Annotated in this window: 15 protein-coding genes; 7 read left to right on the forward strand and 8 right to left on the reverse strand. The window is 68.7% G+C overall.

Going from position 1 to position 16138, the window contains the following annotated elements; genetic code table 11:
- Position 1: 1 nt before the first annotated feature.
- A complete protein-coding gene (locus tag QHF84_RS20695) occupies positions 2-2677 on the reverse strand; it encodes a transglycosylase SLT domain-containing protein (RefSeq protein WP_281315068.1) in 2676 nt (891 codons plus the stop codon).
- 276 nt (positions 2678-2953) lie between these two features.
- Between QHF84_RS20695 and QHF84_RS20700 the strand changes: the two genes are divergently transcribed.
- On the forward strand, positions 2954-4390 hold the full coding sequence (locus QHF84_RS20700) for a cytochrome P450 (protein WP_281315069.1): 1437 nt from the start codon (positions 2954-2956) through the stop codon (positions 4388-4390).
- Between the two features lie 73 nt (positions 4391-4463).
- Here the strand turns inward: QHF84_RS20700 and QHF84_RS20705 are convergent, their stop codons facing one another.
- Positions 4464-6443, reverse strand: a complete 1980-nt coding sequence (locus tag QHF84_RS20705; RefSeq protein WP_281315070.1) for a hypothetical protein — start codon at positions 6441-6443, stop codon at positions 4464-4466.
- Positions 6444-6716: 273 nt separating this feature from the next.
- Positions 6717-6926, reverse strand: coding sequence for a hypothetical protein (locus tag QHF84_RS20710; RefSeq protein WP_281315071.1), 210 nt, complete (start codon positions 6924-6926; stop codon positions 6717-6719).
- A 523-nt stretch (positions 6927-7449) separates the two neighbouring features.
- On the opposite strand from QHF84_RS20710, the gene QHF84_RS20715 reads away from it, so the two are divergent.
- Both QHF84_RS20715 and QHF84_RS20720 read left to right on the forward strand, forming a co-directional pair.
- Complete coding sequence (locus QHF84_RS20715; RefSeq protein ID WP_281315072.1) at positions 7450-8238, forward strand: hypothetical protein; 789 nt, start codon at positions 7450-7452, stop codon at positions 8236-8238.
- Between the two features lie 277 nt (positions 8239-8515).
- Positions 8516-9010 (forward strand): hypothetical protein, encoded by a 495-nt coding sequence (locus QHF84_RS20720; protein WP_281315073.1) that lies wholly within the window; start codon positions 8516-8518, stop codon positions 9008-9010.
- Between the two features lie 4 nt (positions 9011-9014).
- On the opposite strand, the gene QHF84_RS20725 is transcribed toward QHF84_RS20720, so the two are convergent.
- A complete protein-coding gene (locus tag QHF84_RS20725; RefSeq protein ID WP_281315074.1) occupies positions 9015-9416 on the reverse strand; it encodes a hypothetical protein in 402 nt (133 codons plus the stop codon).
- A 99-nt stretch (positions 9417-9515) separates the two neighbouring features.
- On the opposite strand from QHF84_RS20725, the gene QHF84_RS20730 reads away from it, so the two are divergent.
- The 4 genes from QHF84_RS20730 (at position 9516) to folD (ending at position 12395) form a co-directional block, all read left to right on the forward strand.
- Positions 9516-10001, forward strand: coding sequence for a hypothetical protein (locus QHF84_RS20730; protein WP_281315075.1), 486 nt, complete (start codon positions 9516-9518; stop codon positions 9999-10001).
- Between the two features lie 70 nt (positions 10002-10071).
- Positions 10072-10953, forward strand: a complete 882-nt coding sequence (locus QHF84_RS20735; protein WP_281315076.1) for a hypothetical protein — start codon at positions 10072-10074, stop codon at positions 10951-10953.
- Between the two features lie 101 nt (positions 10954-11054).
- Positions 11055-11510 (forward strand): thioredoxin domain-containing protein, encoded by a 456-nt coding sequence (locus QHF84_RS20740; protein WP_281315077.1) that lies wholly within the window; start codon positions 11055-11057, stop codon positions 11508-11510.
- A gap of 27 nt (positions 11511-11537) precedes the next feature.
- Positions 11538-12395: a bifunctional methylenetetrahydrofolate dehydrogenase/methenyltetrahydrofolate cyclohydrolase FolD gene (folD, locus tag QHF84_RS20745; RefSeq protein ID WP_281315078.1), complete on the forward strand. Its 858-nt coding sequence runs from the start codon at positions 11538-11540 to the stop codon at positions 12393-12395.
- Positions 12396-12734: 339 nt separating this feature from the next.
- Here folD and QHF84_RS20750 read toward each other — a convergent pair whose 3' ends face one another.
- From QHF84_RS20750 to lspA, 4 genes are all read right to left on the reverse strand, one after another.
- Positions 12735-13415 carry an XRE family transcriptional regulator gene (locus QHF84_RS20750; protein ID WP_281315079.1) on the reverse strand — a complete coding sequence of 227 codons (681 nt, stop codon included), beginning with the start codon at positions 13413-13415 and terminating at the stop codon, positions 12735-12737.
- Between the two features lie 48 nt (positions 13416-13463).
- Positions 13464-14297 (reverse strand): hypothetical protein, encoded by an 834-nt coding sequence (locus QHF84_RS20755; RefSeq protein ID WP_281315080.1) that lies wholly within the window; start codon positions 14295-14297, stop codon positions 13464-13466.
- 73 nt (positions 14298-14370) lie between these two features.
- Complete coding sequence (locus QHF84_RS20760; protein ID WP_281315081.1) at positions 14371-15399, reverse strand: prolipoprotein diacylglyceryl transferase; 1029 nt, start codon at positions 15397-15399, stop codon at positions 14371-14373.
- Between the two features lie 7 nt (positions 15400-15406).
- Complete coding sequence (lspA, locus tag QHF84_RS20765) at positions 15407-16096, reverse strand: signal peptidase II (protein WP_281315082.1); 690 nt, start codon at positions 16094-16096, stop codon at positions 15407-15409.
- Positions 16097-16138: the final 42 nt, after the last annotated feature.

Raw genomic sequence — 16138 nt, forward strand, 5'->3', positions numbered from 1 at the left:
CTCACTTCGGCGCCGTCGTCACCACGACGCGGTGTCCACGCGCGAGCGTCTTCCGCAGCGCAGTGCGCATCGTCTGCACGCTCATCTTGTCGAGCTCCTCGATCAGCGCCTCGGCGGCGCCCGGCGCGAGCGCCTCGCGGATTCGCGCGCTGTTTGCGAACTTTGGCGCGTTCTCCACGACGGGCCCGCGCTGGCTCGCGATCTCCTTCTTGAGCCCTGCCTTCAGGTGCGCGACTGCGTATGCGATCTCCACGGTCGTCGGACCTCCCTGGACGAACGCGTCGATCTCTGCGTCGAGCCGCGTCTCCACTGCCGCGACATCGTGCGGCACGGCGGGCACGACTTCGACCACGGCGACGCTCGCGCGGCTGCCTGCGTCGAGCATCGCGCGCACCTCGGAGGCGAGACCCTTCTCGACGAGTGCGCGATCGAGCCGCCCACCCTTTGAGCTCGAAAGGATCCACATGGCCACGCGCATCGCCGCGTGCTCGCGCACGTCCTGCTCGCCTGGCGCGATCCAGCCGTAGAGCGCCCGCGTCGCGGGGACGTTTTGCTCCACGGTGATTCGCTCCTCGCGTGGATGCGGGCCGATCGGCAACGCGTCGGGCGCCGTGGGCAACGTGGCGAATACGCGCTTCGCGAGATCCTCGATCCGCGCGCGCGTCACGTCGCCGATCACTGTGACCGACGCGTGGGTCGGCATGCGCTCGGTGGCCATGGACTCCGCGAGCAGGAGATCTCGCGCCACGGCTGCGTCCTCGCGGGCGCCGAGCACGTAGCCTTCGAGCGGGTGACCGGCTGGGAAGAGCGCGTCGCCGAGTGCGAGCCATGCCGGGCCGTACGCTTGCGATTCGAGCGCGCGGCGCCGCGGCAGCGCCGAGAAGCGCCGCAGGCTCGCGAGCTGCGCGCCCGAGGTCTCGCCGAGCAGGAGCCGGAGGCGCCCCGCCGCAAGCTCCAGGCCGAGATCGAGATCCCGCTTGCCCACCGTGATCGTGTGCCGCGTCTCGCCCGCGCCCGCCTCGCCGGCCGGTTCGCTCGTGCCCGCGATCTTTCCTTCGTCCGGCGCGATGCGGATCGTGATCGCGATGCGCGGGGCCGAGGCGTCCTCGCGCACGCGCATGGCCACGCCGTTCGGCAGAACGAACCTTTGGAAAGGATCCGGCGGCGGCTCGAGCCGCGCGGCTGCCGGGATGAAGCCGAGCTGCTTTTCGAGGGCCGCGCCGCCGACGCCCTTGGCCGCCGCCGCCTGCGAGCTGCGCGCCTCGGAGGCGAAGACTGCGAGCGGATCGTCTGGACGGTTCGGCTGCCATCCGACGCCTCCGCCGATCGAGACGAACGGCAGCTTCGCGCCCATGGGGCCGAGGCTCGCCATGCTCAGCGTCGCCGGGCCCTGGCCTGGAAGCACGAAGTCGGGCAGGCGGTTTTTCCCGATCGGCGACGGCCGCGGCGGCAACGGGCCCTCGTCTTCGTCGCCCTCCTCCACGCCCGGGATCTTTGGCGCGCGCATCGCGGTCGCTTGCTCCGTGACGGGATCGGCGCCCGGATCGTCGACGCGCTCGTGCTCCAGGTACGCCGGGAACGCCGCGAGCGTCTGCTGCACGCGCTCGGCGGGCAGGTGGATGATGTAATCGCCGCCGAAGGGCGGGGTCCGATCGCGCAAAAGCTCGGGGTTGTACTCGCGGAGCAGGCGCGTGGGGATGCCGGCCGAGCGCGCGATCGTGCGCAGGCGCGTGCCTTCGGGCACGGCGATCTCGCCCATCTCCATCGAGGGATCGGCGTGGAAGGTGTCGAGCCCGAAGCGCGCGCGGTTGTTCGCGACGATCGCGAAGGCCACGATCTGCGGCACGTAGTTCGCCGTCTCCTCCGGCAGGAGCTTCTGCTGCGCGAGCTCGGCGAAGCCGATGGGCGTCTGCGGCGCGCCGGGCGGGCGCGTCTCGGCGACACGCGCCATGCCCCGGAGCACGGTCTCGATCCCCGCGTTGTACGCCGCGAGCGCGAGATCCCAGCGGCCGAAGCGCTCGTAGAGGTCACGCAGGTGCGCGACGGCGGCGACCGTGGAGCGCCGCAGGCTCCGGCGCTCGTCGACCCACTGCGATTGATCGAGCCCGTAGAGCGCGCCCGTCTCGGGCATGAACTGAAACAGCCCGGCCGCGCCCGCGGGCGAAACGGCGCGTGGATCGAAGCCACTCTCGATCGCCGCGAGCCACACGAGATCCTCGGGCAAACCCGCCTCGCGCAGGCTGTGCTCGATCATCGGGCGGTATCGCCCGCTCCGCTGGTACCGATCCCCGAAGATCGCGCGACCGCCGTCGGTCTTCGCGAAGAACCGCACGAAACGCATGGTGCGGCGGGTGACGGGGATCTTCAGGTCCGGCATCGCCAGCGTGGCGAGCGCTGCGCCTTCGGGATCGTCGAGATCGCCGTCGGTCGCCTTTTCGAAGTCCTTGGCGATCGCCGCGTCGAGCAGCCGGCTCTCCTCTTCGCCCGGCATGCGTCGGGGCATGGGGGCGGCGGGATCCTCGGTTGCGGGTTTGTCGAGGAGCGTGGGATCGCGGAAGGCGCGGTATCCCGCGGAGAGCGAGGCGCGCATCGAGGGCGAGGCGAGCGCGCCGAGGATCCCGGCAATGCCGAGGAGGGCCCCGGAGAGCAAGAGCGCTCGCCTGACGCGCGGCTTCATCGCGGACATTGTTCGACAAGTCCGGGCTCGGGGGAAGAGCGTTTCGCGGAGGCGGCCCGGCCGGAGATGGTCTCCGTTCCTATCACCCCTTTTCGAGCTCGGCTTCCAGCGCCTTCACGCGTTTCGCGCTCTCCCCAGCCTCCGTGCGCACGGCCCTCATGTCTTCACTCTCCTACGTACGCGCGGGCCGCATCAAAAAGGAAGACGGCGTAGGGCCTTGGTTTGCGGGTATCCCGGGCGGATACGTGAATGTGTACCTCGTGATACATGTCAGCCATGCTCCCCAACTCCGCGCTTCCTCGCGTCCCCATTCCTGGTCCGCGTGCGCTTCCGGTCCTCGGTGAAGGCTTCAACAGGCTCCGGTTCTTCAGCAAACCGGTGACCTCGCTCCTCACGTTCCATCGGCGTCATGGCGACATCGCGGCGCTCACGGAAGGCAGCACCGCGATGGTTTGCGCGTTCGGCGCCGAGCACAACCGCGCCGTCCTGGGGAGCGACGGCACGTTCCTCTCGCACGGCGAGCCGCCGTTCCCGCTCCCGAAAAACAGCGCGCTCCGGCGCATCTTGCTCGAGAACATGATGAGCAAGAACGGCGAGGATCATCGGCGCCTGCGTCGGATGCTCATGCCCGCGTTCCAGAAAGCGCGGATCCTCGCCTATCGCGACGATATCGTCGCCGTCTCCGAGCAGTCGCTCCGCCGCGTCGTGCCGGGCGGGGTCGTCGACGCCGTGCGCGTGACGCTCGAACTCATGCTCGACGTCATCATGCGGTGCCTCTTCGGCGTGGACCTGTCGCGAGATGGGGATCCCCTCGGTCCGCTCTCGCTCGCGCTGCTCGAAGGGTTCCTCTCCCCCCTCAACCTGGTCTTGCCCTACGACGTCCTGGGCACGCCGTTCCGGAAGCTCTTGCGTGACACGACGCTCCTCGAAGAGCGGCTCCTCGCCCTCATCGACGAGCGGCGCAAAGCGGGCGAAGGGCGGGACATGTTCTCGGCGCTCATCCATGCGCACGACGAGGATGGTTCGCGGCTGAGCGACGTCGAGCTCGTCGCGCAGAGCGTGCTCGTCTACATCGCAGGCTACGAGACGACCGCGATGTCCCTCGCCTGGACGATCCTGCTGCTCGCGCTGCACCCCGAGGTGCTTTACGACCTCGAAGACGAGGTCGACGCCGTGCTCCGCGGCGAGGCGCCGACCGTCGAGCACGCCGCGTCCATGCCGCTGCTCGACGTGGTCCTCAAGGAGAGCGCGCGGATCATGCCGGCGACGCCCATCTGCTCGTTCCGTCTCGTCGGGGAGCAGGCCACGCTCGGGGAGTACACGCTCCCGAAGGGATCGCTCATCCTGCTGAGCCCGTTCGTCACGCACCGGATGGGCGACGTCTTCTCGCAGCCCGCGCGTTTCTTGCCGGAGCGATGGAGCCACGCGACGCCGACGCCCTTCGAGTACCTGCCCTTCGGAGCGGGGCCGCGGATGTGCATCGGCCAGGCCTTCGCGAACCAGGCGTCGCGCCTGATCCTGCCGATGGTGCTCCAACGATTCCGGTTCTCGCTGCGGCCGAACACCGATGTCTCGGTGCAGCTCAAAGGGATCTCGGCCACGCCGAAGAACGGGCTCCCGATGGACGTCACCTCGCGTCGAGCGCCGCGGCCGCGAAGCACGCAAAGGCCGGAGCCGAAGGGCGAGATCCGCGCGCTCGTCGATCTTCCGTGAGCGCGCCGCGCGGCCGACCCGGGGCGGCGCGCCCCGGGTGGATGGAGTCATGCGCGTGCCGCTGCGAACGGCATCAAAGCGTATCGGAGAAAAGCAGCACGTAGGGCAGGTTGTCCCCCATCTCGCCGGGATTGTCCCCGCGGGGCGTCGTATCGCCGAGGCCGAGCCGACCGTAAAGCCCCGATCCCCAGCACTTGACCCGACCCTGGAGCAGGGCACACGTGGTGGAGTTGCCTGTCGTCACGGCCGTCGCCGACAAGCCGCTGCCCATATCGACGGCGGGCAGGGTGTCGCCCATCTGCCCGGGCATGGAGCCCCACGAATCCGTCGTCCCGAGCCCGAGCGACCCGAGCGCCCCGAATCCCCAACACTTCACGGTGTCGTCCGTGAGGATCACGCAGGTGTGAAGCCTTCCGGTCGCGAGGCTCTTCGCTTTTTTGCCGGTCCCCAGATCGACGGCCGGGAGGTTATCGCCCATCTCGCCCGGAGTGTCTCCTCGGTTCTGGGAATCCCCGAGGCCGAGGACGCCGAACAGGTTTTCGCCCCAGCACTTCACGCTCCCATCATCGAGGAGCGCGCAGGTACGATACCCGTTGGCGGACAGGGAGACGGCCGTCCTGCCCGTCCCCAGGTCGACGTAGGGCAGAGCGTCCCCCATTTCGTTGGCCTGGTCGCCGCGATTCTCCGTGTCGCCGAGGCCGAGCCGCCCGTAGGCGTTGCTGCCCCAGCACTTGACCCGATCGTCGCCCGTGATGGCGCACGAATGCTCCTCGCCCAGCGCGAGCGCCTTGACCGTCACGCCGGCGCCCAGATTCACGAAAGGAAGGTTCATGCCCATCTGATTCGGCTGCGCCCCTCGCGGGGATTTGTCGCCGAGGCCGAGCTGGCCGTAGAAGTTGTAGCCCCAGCACTTGATCCGTCCGTCGGCGAACAGCGCACACGTATGGGAATGCCCGGCGAAGATCGCTTTGGGTCCCATCGCGACGCCGAGGTCCACGAAGGGCAGAGCGTCCCCCATCTCGCCCGGCTCGTCGCCGTGCCAGAGGGTGCTCCCGAGCCCGAGCTGCCCCACCTCGGCGCTGCCCCAGCATTTTACGCGGCCGTCGTCGAAGAGAGCGCACGCGTGCCTGCTGCCCGGCGCGACGGAGTCGACCTTCAAGCCCGTCCCGAGCGGCACCCGCTGCAGGTTGGCCCCCATCTCGCCGGCCATGTCGCCGCGATGCAGCTTGTCGCCCTGTCCGAGGGGACCGTACGTGTTTTCGCCCCAGCATTTCACGCTCTTGTCGAAGAGCAGAGCGCAGGAGAAACCATCATACGTCTTCACGCCGAGGACCGTGGGGGGCGTGCAGCCCTCCTCGTCGGCCGTGCCGTCGCAATCCTCGTCGAGCCCCGTGCTGCAGATCTCGTCCGTCGGCAAGGACTCCCCCGCGCATTCCCCGGAGACGCCCGTACCGAGCTCATTGCATGTCGCAGTCCCCGCCGCGCAGAGCCCCACGCCGAGCGTACCGTCCGGGCCCGTGTAGCAAGTCGTGCTCGACGACGGCAAGCACACGCAAGCGGTCCCTTCCTCGTTGACCGACCCATCACAATCATCATCCACGGGCGTCTCGCACGTCTCGGGCGAGGGCACGATCTCGCCGACGCAGGGGCCAAACGCCGTCCCCTGCGCATTACACGTCTCGATCCCGCCCACGCAAGCCCCCATTCCCAGCGTGCTCGACGGGCCCGAATAACACGGCTGCGTGGCTCCCGGCACGCAAATGCCGCCGCCCCCCGCACCGCCGCCGCCCCCCACGCCGCCGGTGCCTCCCGTGCCGCCCGTGCCGCCCGTGCCGCCCGTGCCGCCGGTACCGCCCATTCCGCCGGTGCCGCCGGTGCCGCCTTCGCCGGCGGTACCACCTTCGCCGCCGTCCCCGCCGGGGCCCCTGGTATCGTCCCCGCACCCGATGGCGAAGCCGACGAGGCCCACGAAAATGGGGATGAGGGCCCTCGGCACCCGAACACGGCCCCCCTGCCCGTCCGCCGTCGCCCCGCGATTCTTCGATTCACGCATGACCATTCCCTACTTTCGACATCCGCCAGTACGCCGCCCGGCAGCCAAAGCGAATAAGTCTGAATTCCTGAAGCCGGCGACGCTCTAGCACGCATTCCGCGCGGCGGTCAACCGCACGAGCAAGCCACCGGCGAGCGTTTTTATGCATGACTGCCGCGTCGAAAGCGTGGATCTCCTATGGGCTGGAACCGCCGCGCCGGGGCGCTCGCCCGGCGCGGCGGCTTGCGATGAGACCAATGCTCAGGCCCAGGCCCCGGGGTTTGAGGCGTAGCTCTAGCCGCCCCAGCCCGGCACGCGCGCGCGGCGGAGCACCAGCGGCAGGCCGAACGCGGCGCCCGCCCACGCTTCGAGGAACGCCGCGAGGCTCGGGGCGATCCGCAGAGGCTTCCGCTTCCGCGCGCGTCGACCTCGCGTTGCGCCCCTTCCAAGGCGACCTCCGCGCGCGTCGACCTCGCGTTGCGCCCCTTCCAAGGCGACTTCCACGCGCACCGACCTCGCGTTGCGCCCCTTCCAAAGCGACCTCCATGCGCGCCGACCTCGCGTTGCGCCCCTTCCAAGGCGACCTCCACGAGCACCGACCTCGCGTTGCGCCTCTTCCAAGGCGACCTCCGCGCGCGTCGACCCCGCGTTGCGCCCCTTCCAAGGCGACCTCCATGCGCGCCGACCTCGCGTCGCGCCCCTTCCAAGGCGACCTCCGCGCGCGCTGACCTGTCTCCGCGCCCCTTCCAACCCGCTTCCCGCGTGCGCCGACCGCTCTTTGCGCCCCCTCCGAGCCTCGATCCCCACGCGCCGATCCCTCTTTGCGCCCTCTCCGCGGGCATGCCGCTTCATTCCGGATCGACCCCGCTCCATTCCGGATCGCTCCTCGTTCCGTTTCGGAGCACCCCCCTGCCGCGCCGCGCCCCTTTCGCGGCGTTTCTCCGCTGGCATTCACCTTGCTGTGTCTGCCTCCCGAACCCGCGGCGCGACATTCCGTCGCGTCTGCTTCCAGCGAGGTGTCTCTCCCATGCCGACGACCACCACCCCCGCCAAGCTCTCCCGCGCCGAAAAGGCCACCATTTGCCGCAAGCTCCACGACAATCTCGTCGTCCGCGCCCAAATGGGCCCCCCCGAGCCTGCGCTCGACGCGTTCATCCCGCAGCTCGACACCACGGCCACGCGGCTCGAGGCCCACGTGGCCGGCAAACATGCCGCCAGCGCCGCGCGCGCCGCGTACGCCGACCGCGTCGAGAAGGCCGACGTCGAGGTCGATACCTTGGCCTGCCACATCGAAAGCTTCCTCGGCAACGAAAGCCATCGCCGCCAGGGGCCCCACGTCGCCACGGTCCGAGCGATTCACGCCGCCGCATTCCCCACGGGGCGCTCGTTCCTCGATACGCGTGTCCCCGAGGAGAATGCCGAGGTCCGCCGGATCCTCGCCGTCCTGCGCGCCCCGGAGCATGCCGCCACGCTTGCCGGGATCTCGTTCCCCATGGAATGGTTATCCCGACTCGAGTTCGCCGTCGGTGAGAGCGACCTGGCCTATGCCGAGCGCGCTTCGGCGCGAGGGACCACCGGCCATCACGTGAACCTCGGCAAGGACGCAGAGGCTGATTGGCTCGATGTGGTGGGACGGCTGCGCAAGTACGTGGAGAGCCGCGCGTCCGCGGGAGACGTCGAGCGGTCCCTCGAAGGTCGGATGCTCCTCGCTCCACTGATGGACGCCATGGCGCACGCAAAGGCCGTCGCCGCCGCCCGCGCGACACGAAGGACCAAAAAGGCGGAAGAGCCGACAGCCGAGCCGTCGACGACCTAGTCGCCGCTGCCCGTCCGCCGCTCGTGTCCCCCTTCCGCCGCTGCAACACCCGATTGTCGGCGGCGCCCCGCTCCCGTTCACCGTCCACGAAGGTCCGTCCTTCACGCCCCTGCCCGTTTCCTCCTCGCACAACGCCCTGGTCGACGGCTCCCCTTGCCGCAGATCGACGCGCTTGCCCGGGTTGCGACGCGGCGCGGCGGGAGTACAGATTCCCTCGTCACGCGTCACGTCGGAGGGGGGCATGGCGTACCGGATGGAGGACCTGATCCGTGGGTCCATGCGTGGAGGGCTCATTTTCGGGTATGTCCCCGCGTCGCCGGAGCACGTATCTCCCGCGGTGTACAAATCCGCCCTGCTCGCCGAGCTCGACCGCATGAGAGCGGCGGGGCTCGCGGCCGAGGCGTGTTGTTCGAGCGAGCTCGAGGAGCTCGACGAGGCGCGCCTCTCGCCTGGCATCACGCTCTGCGGCCTCGTCCCGGATCGTGTCGGGCCGCAGGAGCTCGAGCGGATTCTGCGCTGCGTGAAGAGCGACGACCGTCCGTTCTTCTCGAAGCGTTTTCGCGCCGATCCTGCGAAACACCGGAAGAAGCCGGCCTCGCTCGCTCCGCAGCAGCGGTCGAGCCTGTTCGAGCTTTTTCCCGAGGTGCACCAGGATTTCGTCCTGTTCATCTCGCACGAGCCGCGCGTGGCCGACCTCTTGCGCCACTCCGCGCACGCAAGCTCGCCGCTCTTCGATTACCGGCACCACTACCGGATCATCGATCTGCCCTGAGCATTCAGCGGATCATGCAGGTCTCGTCCGCGGCGATGCAGGCGCCGAGCTGGGCGCCGCTCGCGCCACAACAGTTGCCGGTCAAACAATCGTCGTAGGTCAGGCAGCCGGAGCCCTTGGGGCACTTGAGCCCGAGCATGCCGCAGGTCGGGCCGCCGCAATCGACGCCGGTTTCGTCCCCGTTGGGGACGCCGTCCATGCAGTCGGGCGCAGCGCCGCCGCTTCCGCTCGCGCTTCCGCCGCTGCCGCCGCCGCCGCCTCCGCCTCCGCCGCCGCCGCCGCTGCTGCTCGCGCTTCCGCTCCCGCTCCCGCTCCCGCCACCGCTTCCGCCGTCGTCACCGTCTGCCGTGCATGCGGCCGCAGTGGCGAGGAGCGCTGCGAGGCCCCACCCGAACGCCTTGCCCATTCCCGATCTCTCTCCCTCGTGATCGCCGCGGACGGAAACGCGCGGACGAGACTACCACGGGGCTCTGTGCGCGGGCCGTTTTCATGAGAGAATCGAGCGATGGACGAGACGTTCCGCCTGCACGTCCGTGCGATCGCGGCCGAAGGCAAGGGCGAGCCTTTCGGAGGGCGCATCTTCCTCCCGCTCGTGACGCTCGACTCGGGCGCGCGCGTGGGCGTCGACGGCGATGGGACGTTCGTGCTCGCGAGCGCCGAAGGAGACGTGATCTCTCCGTACAGCACGGAAGACGCGCATGTTTTCCACGAGGTGCTGGAGTGGAAACGCGACGCCTTCGATGACAAGCTCGAAGAAGCCGGACGCGCGCTGGGGTTGCCGGAGCTCTCGGCCTCCCTCGCCTTCCCCGCGTCCGGCGTCGTCCGCGCCGTGCTCGCGAAGAACATGCACTACACGACCCGCCTGGCGCTGTCGTGGCTTCGGCCCTCGGAGCTCCGCCAGGTGCAGGACGACATCCGCCGCGTGGCCGAGGACAAGCAATTGCCCACGACCCTGCGAGATTTCGCGCGCAGGCTCCTCGTATCGTCCTGACGAACTTTTCGTTCCGGGCCACGCCCGACCGCGCTACACAGGTTCAGCGATCGTGAAGGAAAGGAACCCCATGCCCGAGCCGTCTACGCCCCCGCCTCCGGGCCTGATCAGCGAGCAAGACGTGGAGCAGGAAATCCAGCGCCTCTTTCTCGCCCAGGCCGGATCGGGCCTCGTCATCCGCGTCTACGGTGAGGAGGGCGGGACGGCCGAGAACCTCGAAGCCTTCCGCGAGATGCTCACGTCGCTCCGGATGTACGACTACGGGAGCGCCGCCGGCGACGTACTCGTGGACGCGCCGAACCGTCAGATCCTGACGCGCGCGCTCTCCGTCCTCGCTCGCGAGCAACACCAGAAGCGCATCCTCGACCACGTCCTCACGACGTTCGGTCGGCACCTCATCGATCCCCTGGCCCTCATCCTCGACACGACGCCCGAAGGCACGCTCATCTCGCGCCTCAGCGTGCTCCGGGACGTCTTCCTCGCGCAGATCGCCGAGCTGAAGCTGACGCAGGAGTCGCAGAGCATGCTCTCCGAGGACCTGCGGCGGCTCCTGACGGACGAGTACCTGTCGATGGTCGCCGAGCACGAGGAGCGTGTGCAAAGGCCGCGCGTGCGGCGTCTGGCGCAGCAGATTTTGCGCCTCGTCGGCTCGACGTTCCACAAGGCGCTGCGCGGCTGGCCCGAGCACGCCGAGCGCATCGCCTCGATGGTCTCACGCCGCATGCACGGCAAAGTGCAGCTCCGCGAGGTGCCCACGCTGATCCGCGATCAGATCTGCCACGCGATCGAGGAGTTTTTGTGGGTCGAGACAGCCAACGAGATCGAAGGCGCGTTGACGTCGCTGTTCGCCGAGCACCACGGCGTGATGAACGAGCCACCACGCGAGCTCGATCGGTCGCTCTACCGCGAGTTCGCCCACGCCTGCTGGGAGATCGTCGCGGAGTACTGCTGACCCCTCCCCCGGGGTGAGGAGAATCGGCACGGCCTTCGCATAGGGCGAGGCTACGAGCGTGCTGTCGGTGCGCGCCCGCCCGCTCGACGTCGAGGTACCCCGTGATCCGCACTTGTCCGTCTTGCCAGACGAAAAATCGAATCCCCCCGGAGCGCCTGACCGACACCGGTCGCTGCGGCGCCTGCAAATCCCCACTACCGCCACTCGCCGAAGCCCTGGAAGTCGACGCCCGGGAGTTCGGAGACATCGTCCGCACCGCGAAGGTGCCCGTGCTCGTGGATTTCTGGGCCCCCTGGTGCGGCCCCTGCCGGATGGCAACACCCGAGGTCGCCCGCGCCGCCGCCCAGCGAGCAGGAAAAGCCATCGTGCTGAAGGTGAACACCGACGAGCACCCCGATCTCGCCAGCCGCTACGGCGTCCGCGGCATCCCCCACTTCGTGGTGCTCCGAAACAGCGAGGTGGTGGTGTCACAAGCCGGGCTCGTCCGGAGCGCACAACTCGTCGCCTGGATCGACCGCGCCAGCGGGACCAATCCACGGCGCGCACACGTGGCCTAGCGCAGATTTCTGCCTAGACTCCGGCCCATGAGTGGAGCCCTCCTCGACGGAAAAGCCCTGGCGCAAAAGGTGCGCGACGAGGTGCGCGCAGACGTCGCACAGTTCGTCGCAAAGCACGGTCGTCCGCCCGGTCTCGACGTGATCCTCGTAGGCGAAGACCCCGCAAGCGTCGTCTACACGCGCAACAAGGAAAAAGCCTCAAACGAGGTCGGAATGCGCGGCAGGCTCCATCGGCTGCCCGCCGAGACGAGCGAAGCAGAGCTGCTCGACCGAATCGCCGCACTGAACGCCGACGAGACGGTCGACGGCATCCTGGTACAACTCCCCCTGCCGAAGCACATCCGCGAAGACCGCGTGATCGACGCAGTGTCGCCAGCCAAAGACGTCGACGGCTTCCACCCGATCAACGCAGGTCGTCTGGCAACCGGCAAAGCCTCCCTCGTGCCATGCACCCCCACAGGCTGCATGCGGCTGATCGCAGAGACAGGCCGTTCCCTCGAAGGCTCACGCGCCGTGGTGGTCGGGCGAAGCAACATCGTGGGCAAACCCATGGCCATGCTGCTACTCGGAGCAAACGCAACCGTGACGATGGCCCACTCACGCACGAAAGATCTGCCCGCCGTCTGTCGCGAAGCCGACGTACTCGTCGTCGCCGTGGGACGCGCACGCATGGTGAAAGGCGACTGGATCAAGGAAGGCGCCGTCGTGATCGACGTGGGCATGAACCGCGACGAATCCGGCAAGCTCTGCGGCGACGTCGACACAGAAAGCGCCCGAAAACACGCCTCATTCATCACCCCCGTCCCCGGCGGCGTCGGTCCCATGACCATCGCATGCCTGCTACAAAACACAGCACGCGCAGCGCGGGCACGCGTGGGCGGCTGAGGGCGTGGCGGCGCCGGGGTTTCACCCCGGACCCCGACCAGGGGTTGTCCACCCCTGGACCCGGACCAGGCACGGCCTGGACCGGGGGCGGAGAAACCGCGCGATGCGCGGTTTCTCCGACGGGCCCGTGGCAAGACCACGAGTGTCGTCGCAGCCGACCCGTCAGCCCTACCGTCTTGGCTGGCCAGCCCCTCGCCGGTCTTGACCTGGCCCGTTCGATGAACTGCGCATCGCGCAGTTCATCGACCACGAGTCCAGCGCTTGCGCTGGTCCGGGGTGCAGGGGGCGGACAGCCCCCTGCTCGGGGTCCGGGGTGAAACCCCGGCGCTACGCCGCTGCCTAGAGCCGCTGTGCGTAGGTCATGACGAGGTACATGATTGTCTCGGCGGCGTCTGGGTTTCGGTAGACGTGGGGCACGTCGGCTTCGAACACGATGGCGTCGCCTGTTCCGAGCAGTCGTTTTTCGGCGCCGATCGTCATTTCGCAGCGGCCTGCGTTTACGACGAGGTTCTCGACGGTGCCTGGCGGGTGTGCGTCTGCGCGTTCTTCGGCGTGGGGGGCGAGACGTAGCTCGTAGAATTCTACGCTGCGTGGCCGGTCCATGGGGAAGAGGGCGCGTGATTGGAATGTGCCGTCGACGCTGCGTAGGACGCGGGCGCGTGCGGCTGGTAGCACCATTGCGCCGGGACCGGATTCGGGGTTGATGAGGGCGGAGAAGGGCACGTCGAGGGCGCGTGCGATTTTCCAGAGCACGCTGATTGTCGGGGTGCTTTGGCTGAGCTCGATTTGACCGAGCATGGCGCGGCTCACGCCGGAGGCGCGTGCGAGTTTTTCTAGCGACAGCCCGCGTTCGGTGCGCAGCCGCTTGAGGTTGCCGCTGACTACGGGGGCGATGTCGGCGGCGGCTTCGCCTGGCGGCGGAGCTGCGCTTTCTTCGGGCGCCTCCTCGATCGGCTTTGCGGGCGTTTCCTCGTGGGTGACCTCGTCCGCTGGCTGCGCCTTGCCCTTCGTCGCTTTCATTTGGGGCGCGTACTTTCGAGGATGGCCCTGATCCCGTCAAGGACAGGTCTACAACACGAACGCTGCGACTGTCGCTGCGCCTGCTTGGATGGGGAGCTGGATCATGAAGCCCTGCTGCGTTGCGTCTGTCAGCGTGAACGTGCGTTGCTCGGCCGTCTGGGGCGCATCGACGTCGAGGGCCAGGATCACGCCTGCTGGGCCTGTGAGGTTCGTCTGGTTCGAGTAGAGCCCGACGCCTGTGTCGTAGACGATCTCGGCGCCTGGCAGCGACGTCGTCAGCGCCACTCCGGAGAGCGGCTGGCCGTTGCGTGAAACCTTGATGATCAGGTGTGCGCGCGTCGTGTCGAGCACGATGGGCGCGGGCAAGGTCGCTGCGATGGACGACAGCACGTTGCGATCGACCACGGGCAGGGTCACGGGGCCTGAGGAGGGCACGCGCACGGCTGAGTGGGTGGACAGGATGCCTGTGGCTCCGATGGTCTCGTCGCGCACGAAGATCCAGGGCGTCCCGCTGATCACCGAGGGCAGGCTGAAGCTCGTCACCATGTCGCCGTAGGGCGCTTCGAGCGGCATGCCTGTGCTCGATGTCGCGAAGATGGTCGCGGCGCCGGCGTAGGGGCCGATCTGGGAGAAGCTTGGGTCGTTCAGCACGCCCACGTTGCCGGTCACGTCGTTCGACAGCATTCCGCCGCCTTCGCCCCCCTGCCCGCCTCCGCCGCCGCTTCCGGCGGAGCCGCCGGCCGGGTTCACGCAGCCTTCGCCGGTGCATGGAGGCCGCGGCCCGAGGTCGGTGTCTGCCGAGCTGCATGCTGCCGCGACGAAGACGAGGCTCCCGAATGTGGAGACTCGAAGGACGAGGGAAAGCGAAGAGGACGTCTTCATGCGCCAAGGATAAGCGCTTCCCGCGTGCGGCAAAATGCCTCACGGGGGGCGCGCATCGATTCAGCGCGGACGATTAGCTTGCCGTTGCGGTCTTGGCGGTCGGGGCTGCCGGGGGCGTGGCCGAGGAGCTGCGGGTGCGGTGCTTGTGGAGGGCGAAGGCGAGACCGCAGATGGCGAGGCCGATGAGCTGCGAGGTGGACAGGCCGAGGAGCGCGCCGCGGTCGTCGGCGCGGAGGAACTCGAGCAGGAAGCGGCCGATGGCGTAGAGCGCAAGGAATGCGACGAACACCTGACCGTCGTAGCGCTTCCTGCCGTGCACGTAGAGCAGACAGAAGGCCGCGATCGCGAAGGAGACGGCCGACTCGTAGATCTGCGTGGGGTGCACCGGGTGCGAGACGTGGTTCATGCCGGGCAGCTCGTGGAGCTTCCACTGCGCCTCGCTCGCGGGGCTGTTCGGGGGGAACGCCAGCCCGAGCGGCCCGTCCGTGCGCACGCCGAAGCAGCAGCCTGCGAGCAGGCATCCCATGCGCCCGAAGCCGAGCCCGAGCGGCACGGCGAACCCGGCCATGTCTGCGGCTTTCCAGAAGGGGAACTTGTCGCGCTTGAGCAGGTAGACCGCCATCAGCGACGAGCCGATGAACCCGCCGTAATACGCGAGCCCGCCTTGCCAGAACTTCGCCCACGCGAAGCAGTCCTGCGCCGGCGGGTGACAAACTCCGCGCGCTGCGTCCCAGACCCCGCGTGCGACCCGTTCTTCCTGGCCGAAGGGATACCAGCCGAGGAGGTTGAACCCCGAGCCGCGCGGGACGAGCTGACCGCACTGGGCCTCGTTGTAGGGCCAGTCGACCTTCGTCGGATCCGTGCAGAGGTGCACGTAGTCCCAGAAGTAGCCGTCTGCGATCACGTGGAGCAGCCGCCCGCCGACGACGCCCATGAGCAGACACGCGAGCCCGAGATCGACGACGACGTCGGGATCCTGGCCGATCCGCCGCGCCCACATGGATCCGAGGGCCGTGGCGAAGAGGAAGCCCGCGAGGAGCAGGCCAAAATAGGCCGGGAATCCGATGTCGAGGTAGAAGACGCGGAAGAGCTCGGGTCGCATGGCTCCTTCAGGAAGAGGCTTCTTCGGCCTTCTTCGGCGGCGCGCTCTTCTTGCGCGACGTGAACATGTCGACGCCCATCAGGATGACGCCGGCCACGATCGCGATGTCGGCGATGTTGTAGGTCGGCCAGTGGTACTCGCGCATCGGGCCCGAGATCTTCTCGACGAGCTTGTCGAGGCCGGTGCCGTTGCCGATGTACATGTCGATGAAGTCGATGACGTGCCCGTAGCGGATGCGGTCGACGAGGTTGCCGAGCGCGCCGCCGAGCACGAGCGGAAGGCCCCACCGGAGCGCCGTCTGGTTCGGGGCGAGCTTGCGGTAGAGCGAGACGATGAAGGCGATCGCCACGATCGACACGAGCACGAAGAACGGCCGGCGCACGTTCTCGCTCTCGTTCTGGAGCAGGCCCCAGGCGCCGCCGCGGTTGTGCGCGAGCGCGAGCGAGAGGTAGCCCTTGATCAGGTCGACGCGGGCGAACGGCTTGTCGAGGTTCACGACCGCCCACCACTTGCTGCCGAGATCGAGCGCCAGCGTGACGATCGCGACCACGGCGAGGAAGACGTAGGAGGCGCGGTACGGCGGCGCGGCCTTCGGGGCCTCGCCCGCCCCGATCTCCGGGGCCTCCGCGCTCGGCTCGTTCGACCCCTCGCCCGCTGCGCCGGCGGACTGTAACTCCTCGGATTTCTCTTCCGTCATGGTCTTCGCGATGGTGCGCCCGGTGGGTGCGCCAAATCTTTC

This window comes from Polyangium sp. y55x31 (assembly GCF_029946505.1).
Taxonomy (GTDB): domain Bacteria; phylum Myxococcota_A; class Polyangia; order Polyangiales; family Polyangiaceae; genus Polyangium.

Excerpts from the sequence above, each read along its gene's own strand:
- QHF84_RS20695 (WP_281315068.1), bottom strand. The coding sequence starts at position 2,677 with ATGAAGCCGCGCGTCAGGCGAGCGCTCTTGCTCTCCGGGGCCCTCCTC.
- QHF84_RS20720 (WP_281315073.1), top strand. The coding sequence starts at position 8,516 with ATGCGTGGAGGGCTCATTTTCGGGTATGTCCCCGCGTCGCCGGAGCAC.
- QHF84_RS20760 (WP_281315081.1), bottom strand. The coding sequence starts at position 15,399 with ATGCGACCCGAGCTCTTCCGCGTCTTCTACCTCGACATCGGATTCCCG.
- folD (WP_281315078.1), top strand. The coding sequence starts at position 11,538 with ATGAGTGGAGCCCTCCTCGACGGAAAAGCCCTGGCGCAAAAGGTGCGC.
- QHF84_RS20725 (WP_281315074.1), bottom strand. The coding sequence starts at position 9,416 with ATGGGCAAGGCGTTCGGGTGGGGCCTCGCAGCGCTCCTCGCCACTGCG.
- lspA (WP_281315082.1), bottom strand. The coding sequence starts at position 16,096 with ATGACGGAAGAGAAATCCGAGGAGTTACAGTCCGCCGGCGCAGCGGGC.
- QHF84_RS20735 (WP_281315076.1), top strand. The coding sequence starts at position 10,072 with ATGCCCGAGCCGTCTACGCCCCCGCCTCCGGGCCTGATCAGCGAGCAA.
- QHF84_RS20700 (WP_281315069.1), top strand. The coding sequence starts at position 2,954 with ATGCTCCCCAACTCCGCGCTTCCTCGCGTCCCCATTCCTGGTCCGCGT.
- QHF84_RS20750 (WP_281315079.1), bottom strand. The coding sequence starts at position 13,415 with ATGAAAGCGACGAAGGGCAAGGCGCAGCCAGCGGACGAGGTCACCCAC.
- QHF84_RS20730 (WP_281315075.1), top strand. The coding sequence starts at position 9,516 with ATGGACGAGACGTTCCGCCTGCACGTCCGTGCGATCGCGGCCGAAGGC.
- QHF84_RS20705 (WP_281315070.1), bottom strand. The coding sequence starts at position 6,443 with ATGCGTGAATCGAAGAATCGCGGGGCGACGGCGGACGGGCAGGGGGGC.
- QHF84_RS20755 (WP_281315080.1), bottom strand. The coding sequence starts at position 14,297 with ATGAAGACGTCCTCTTCGCTTTCCCTCGTCCTTCGAGTCTCCACATTC.
- QHF84_RS20715 (WP_281315072.1), top strand. The coding sequence starts at position 7,450 with ATGCCGACGACCACCACCCCCGCCAAGCTCTCCCGCGCCGAAAAGGCC.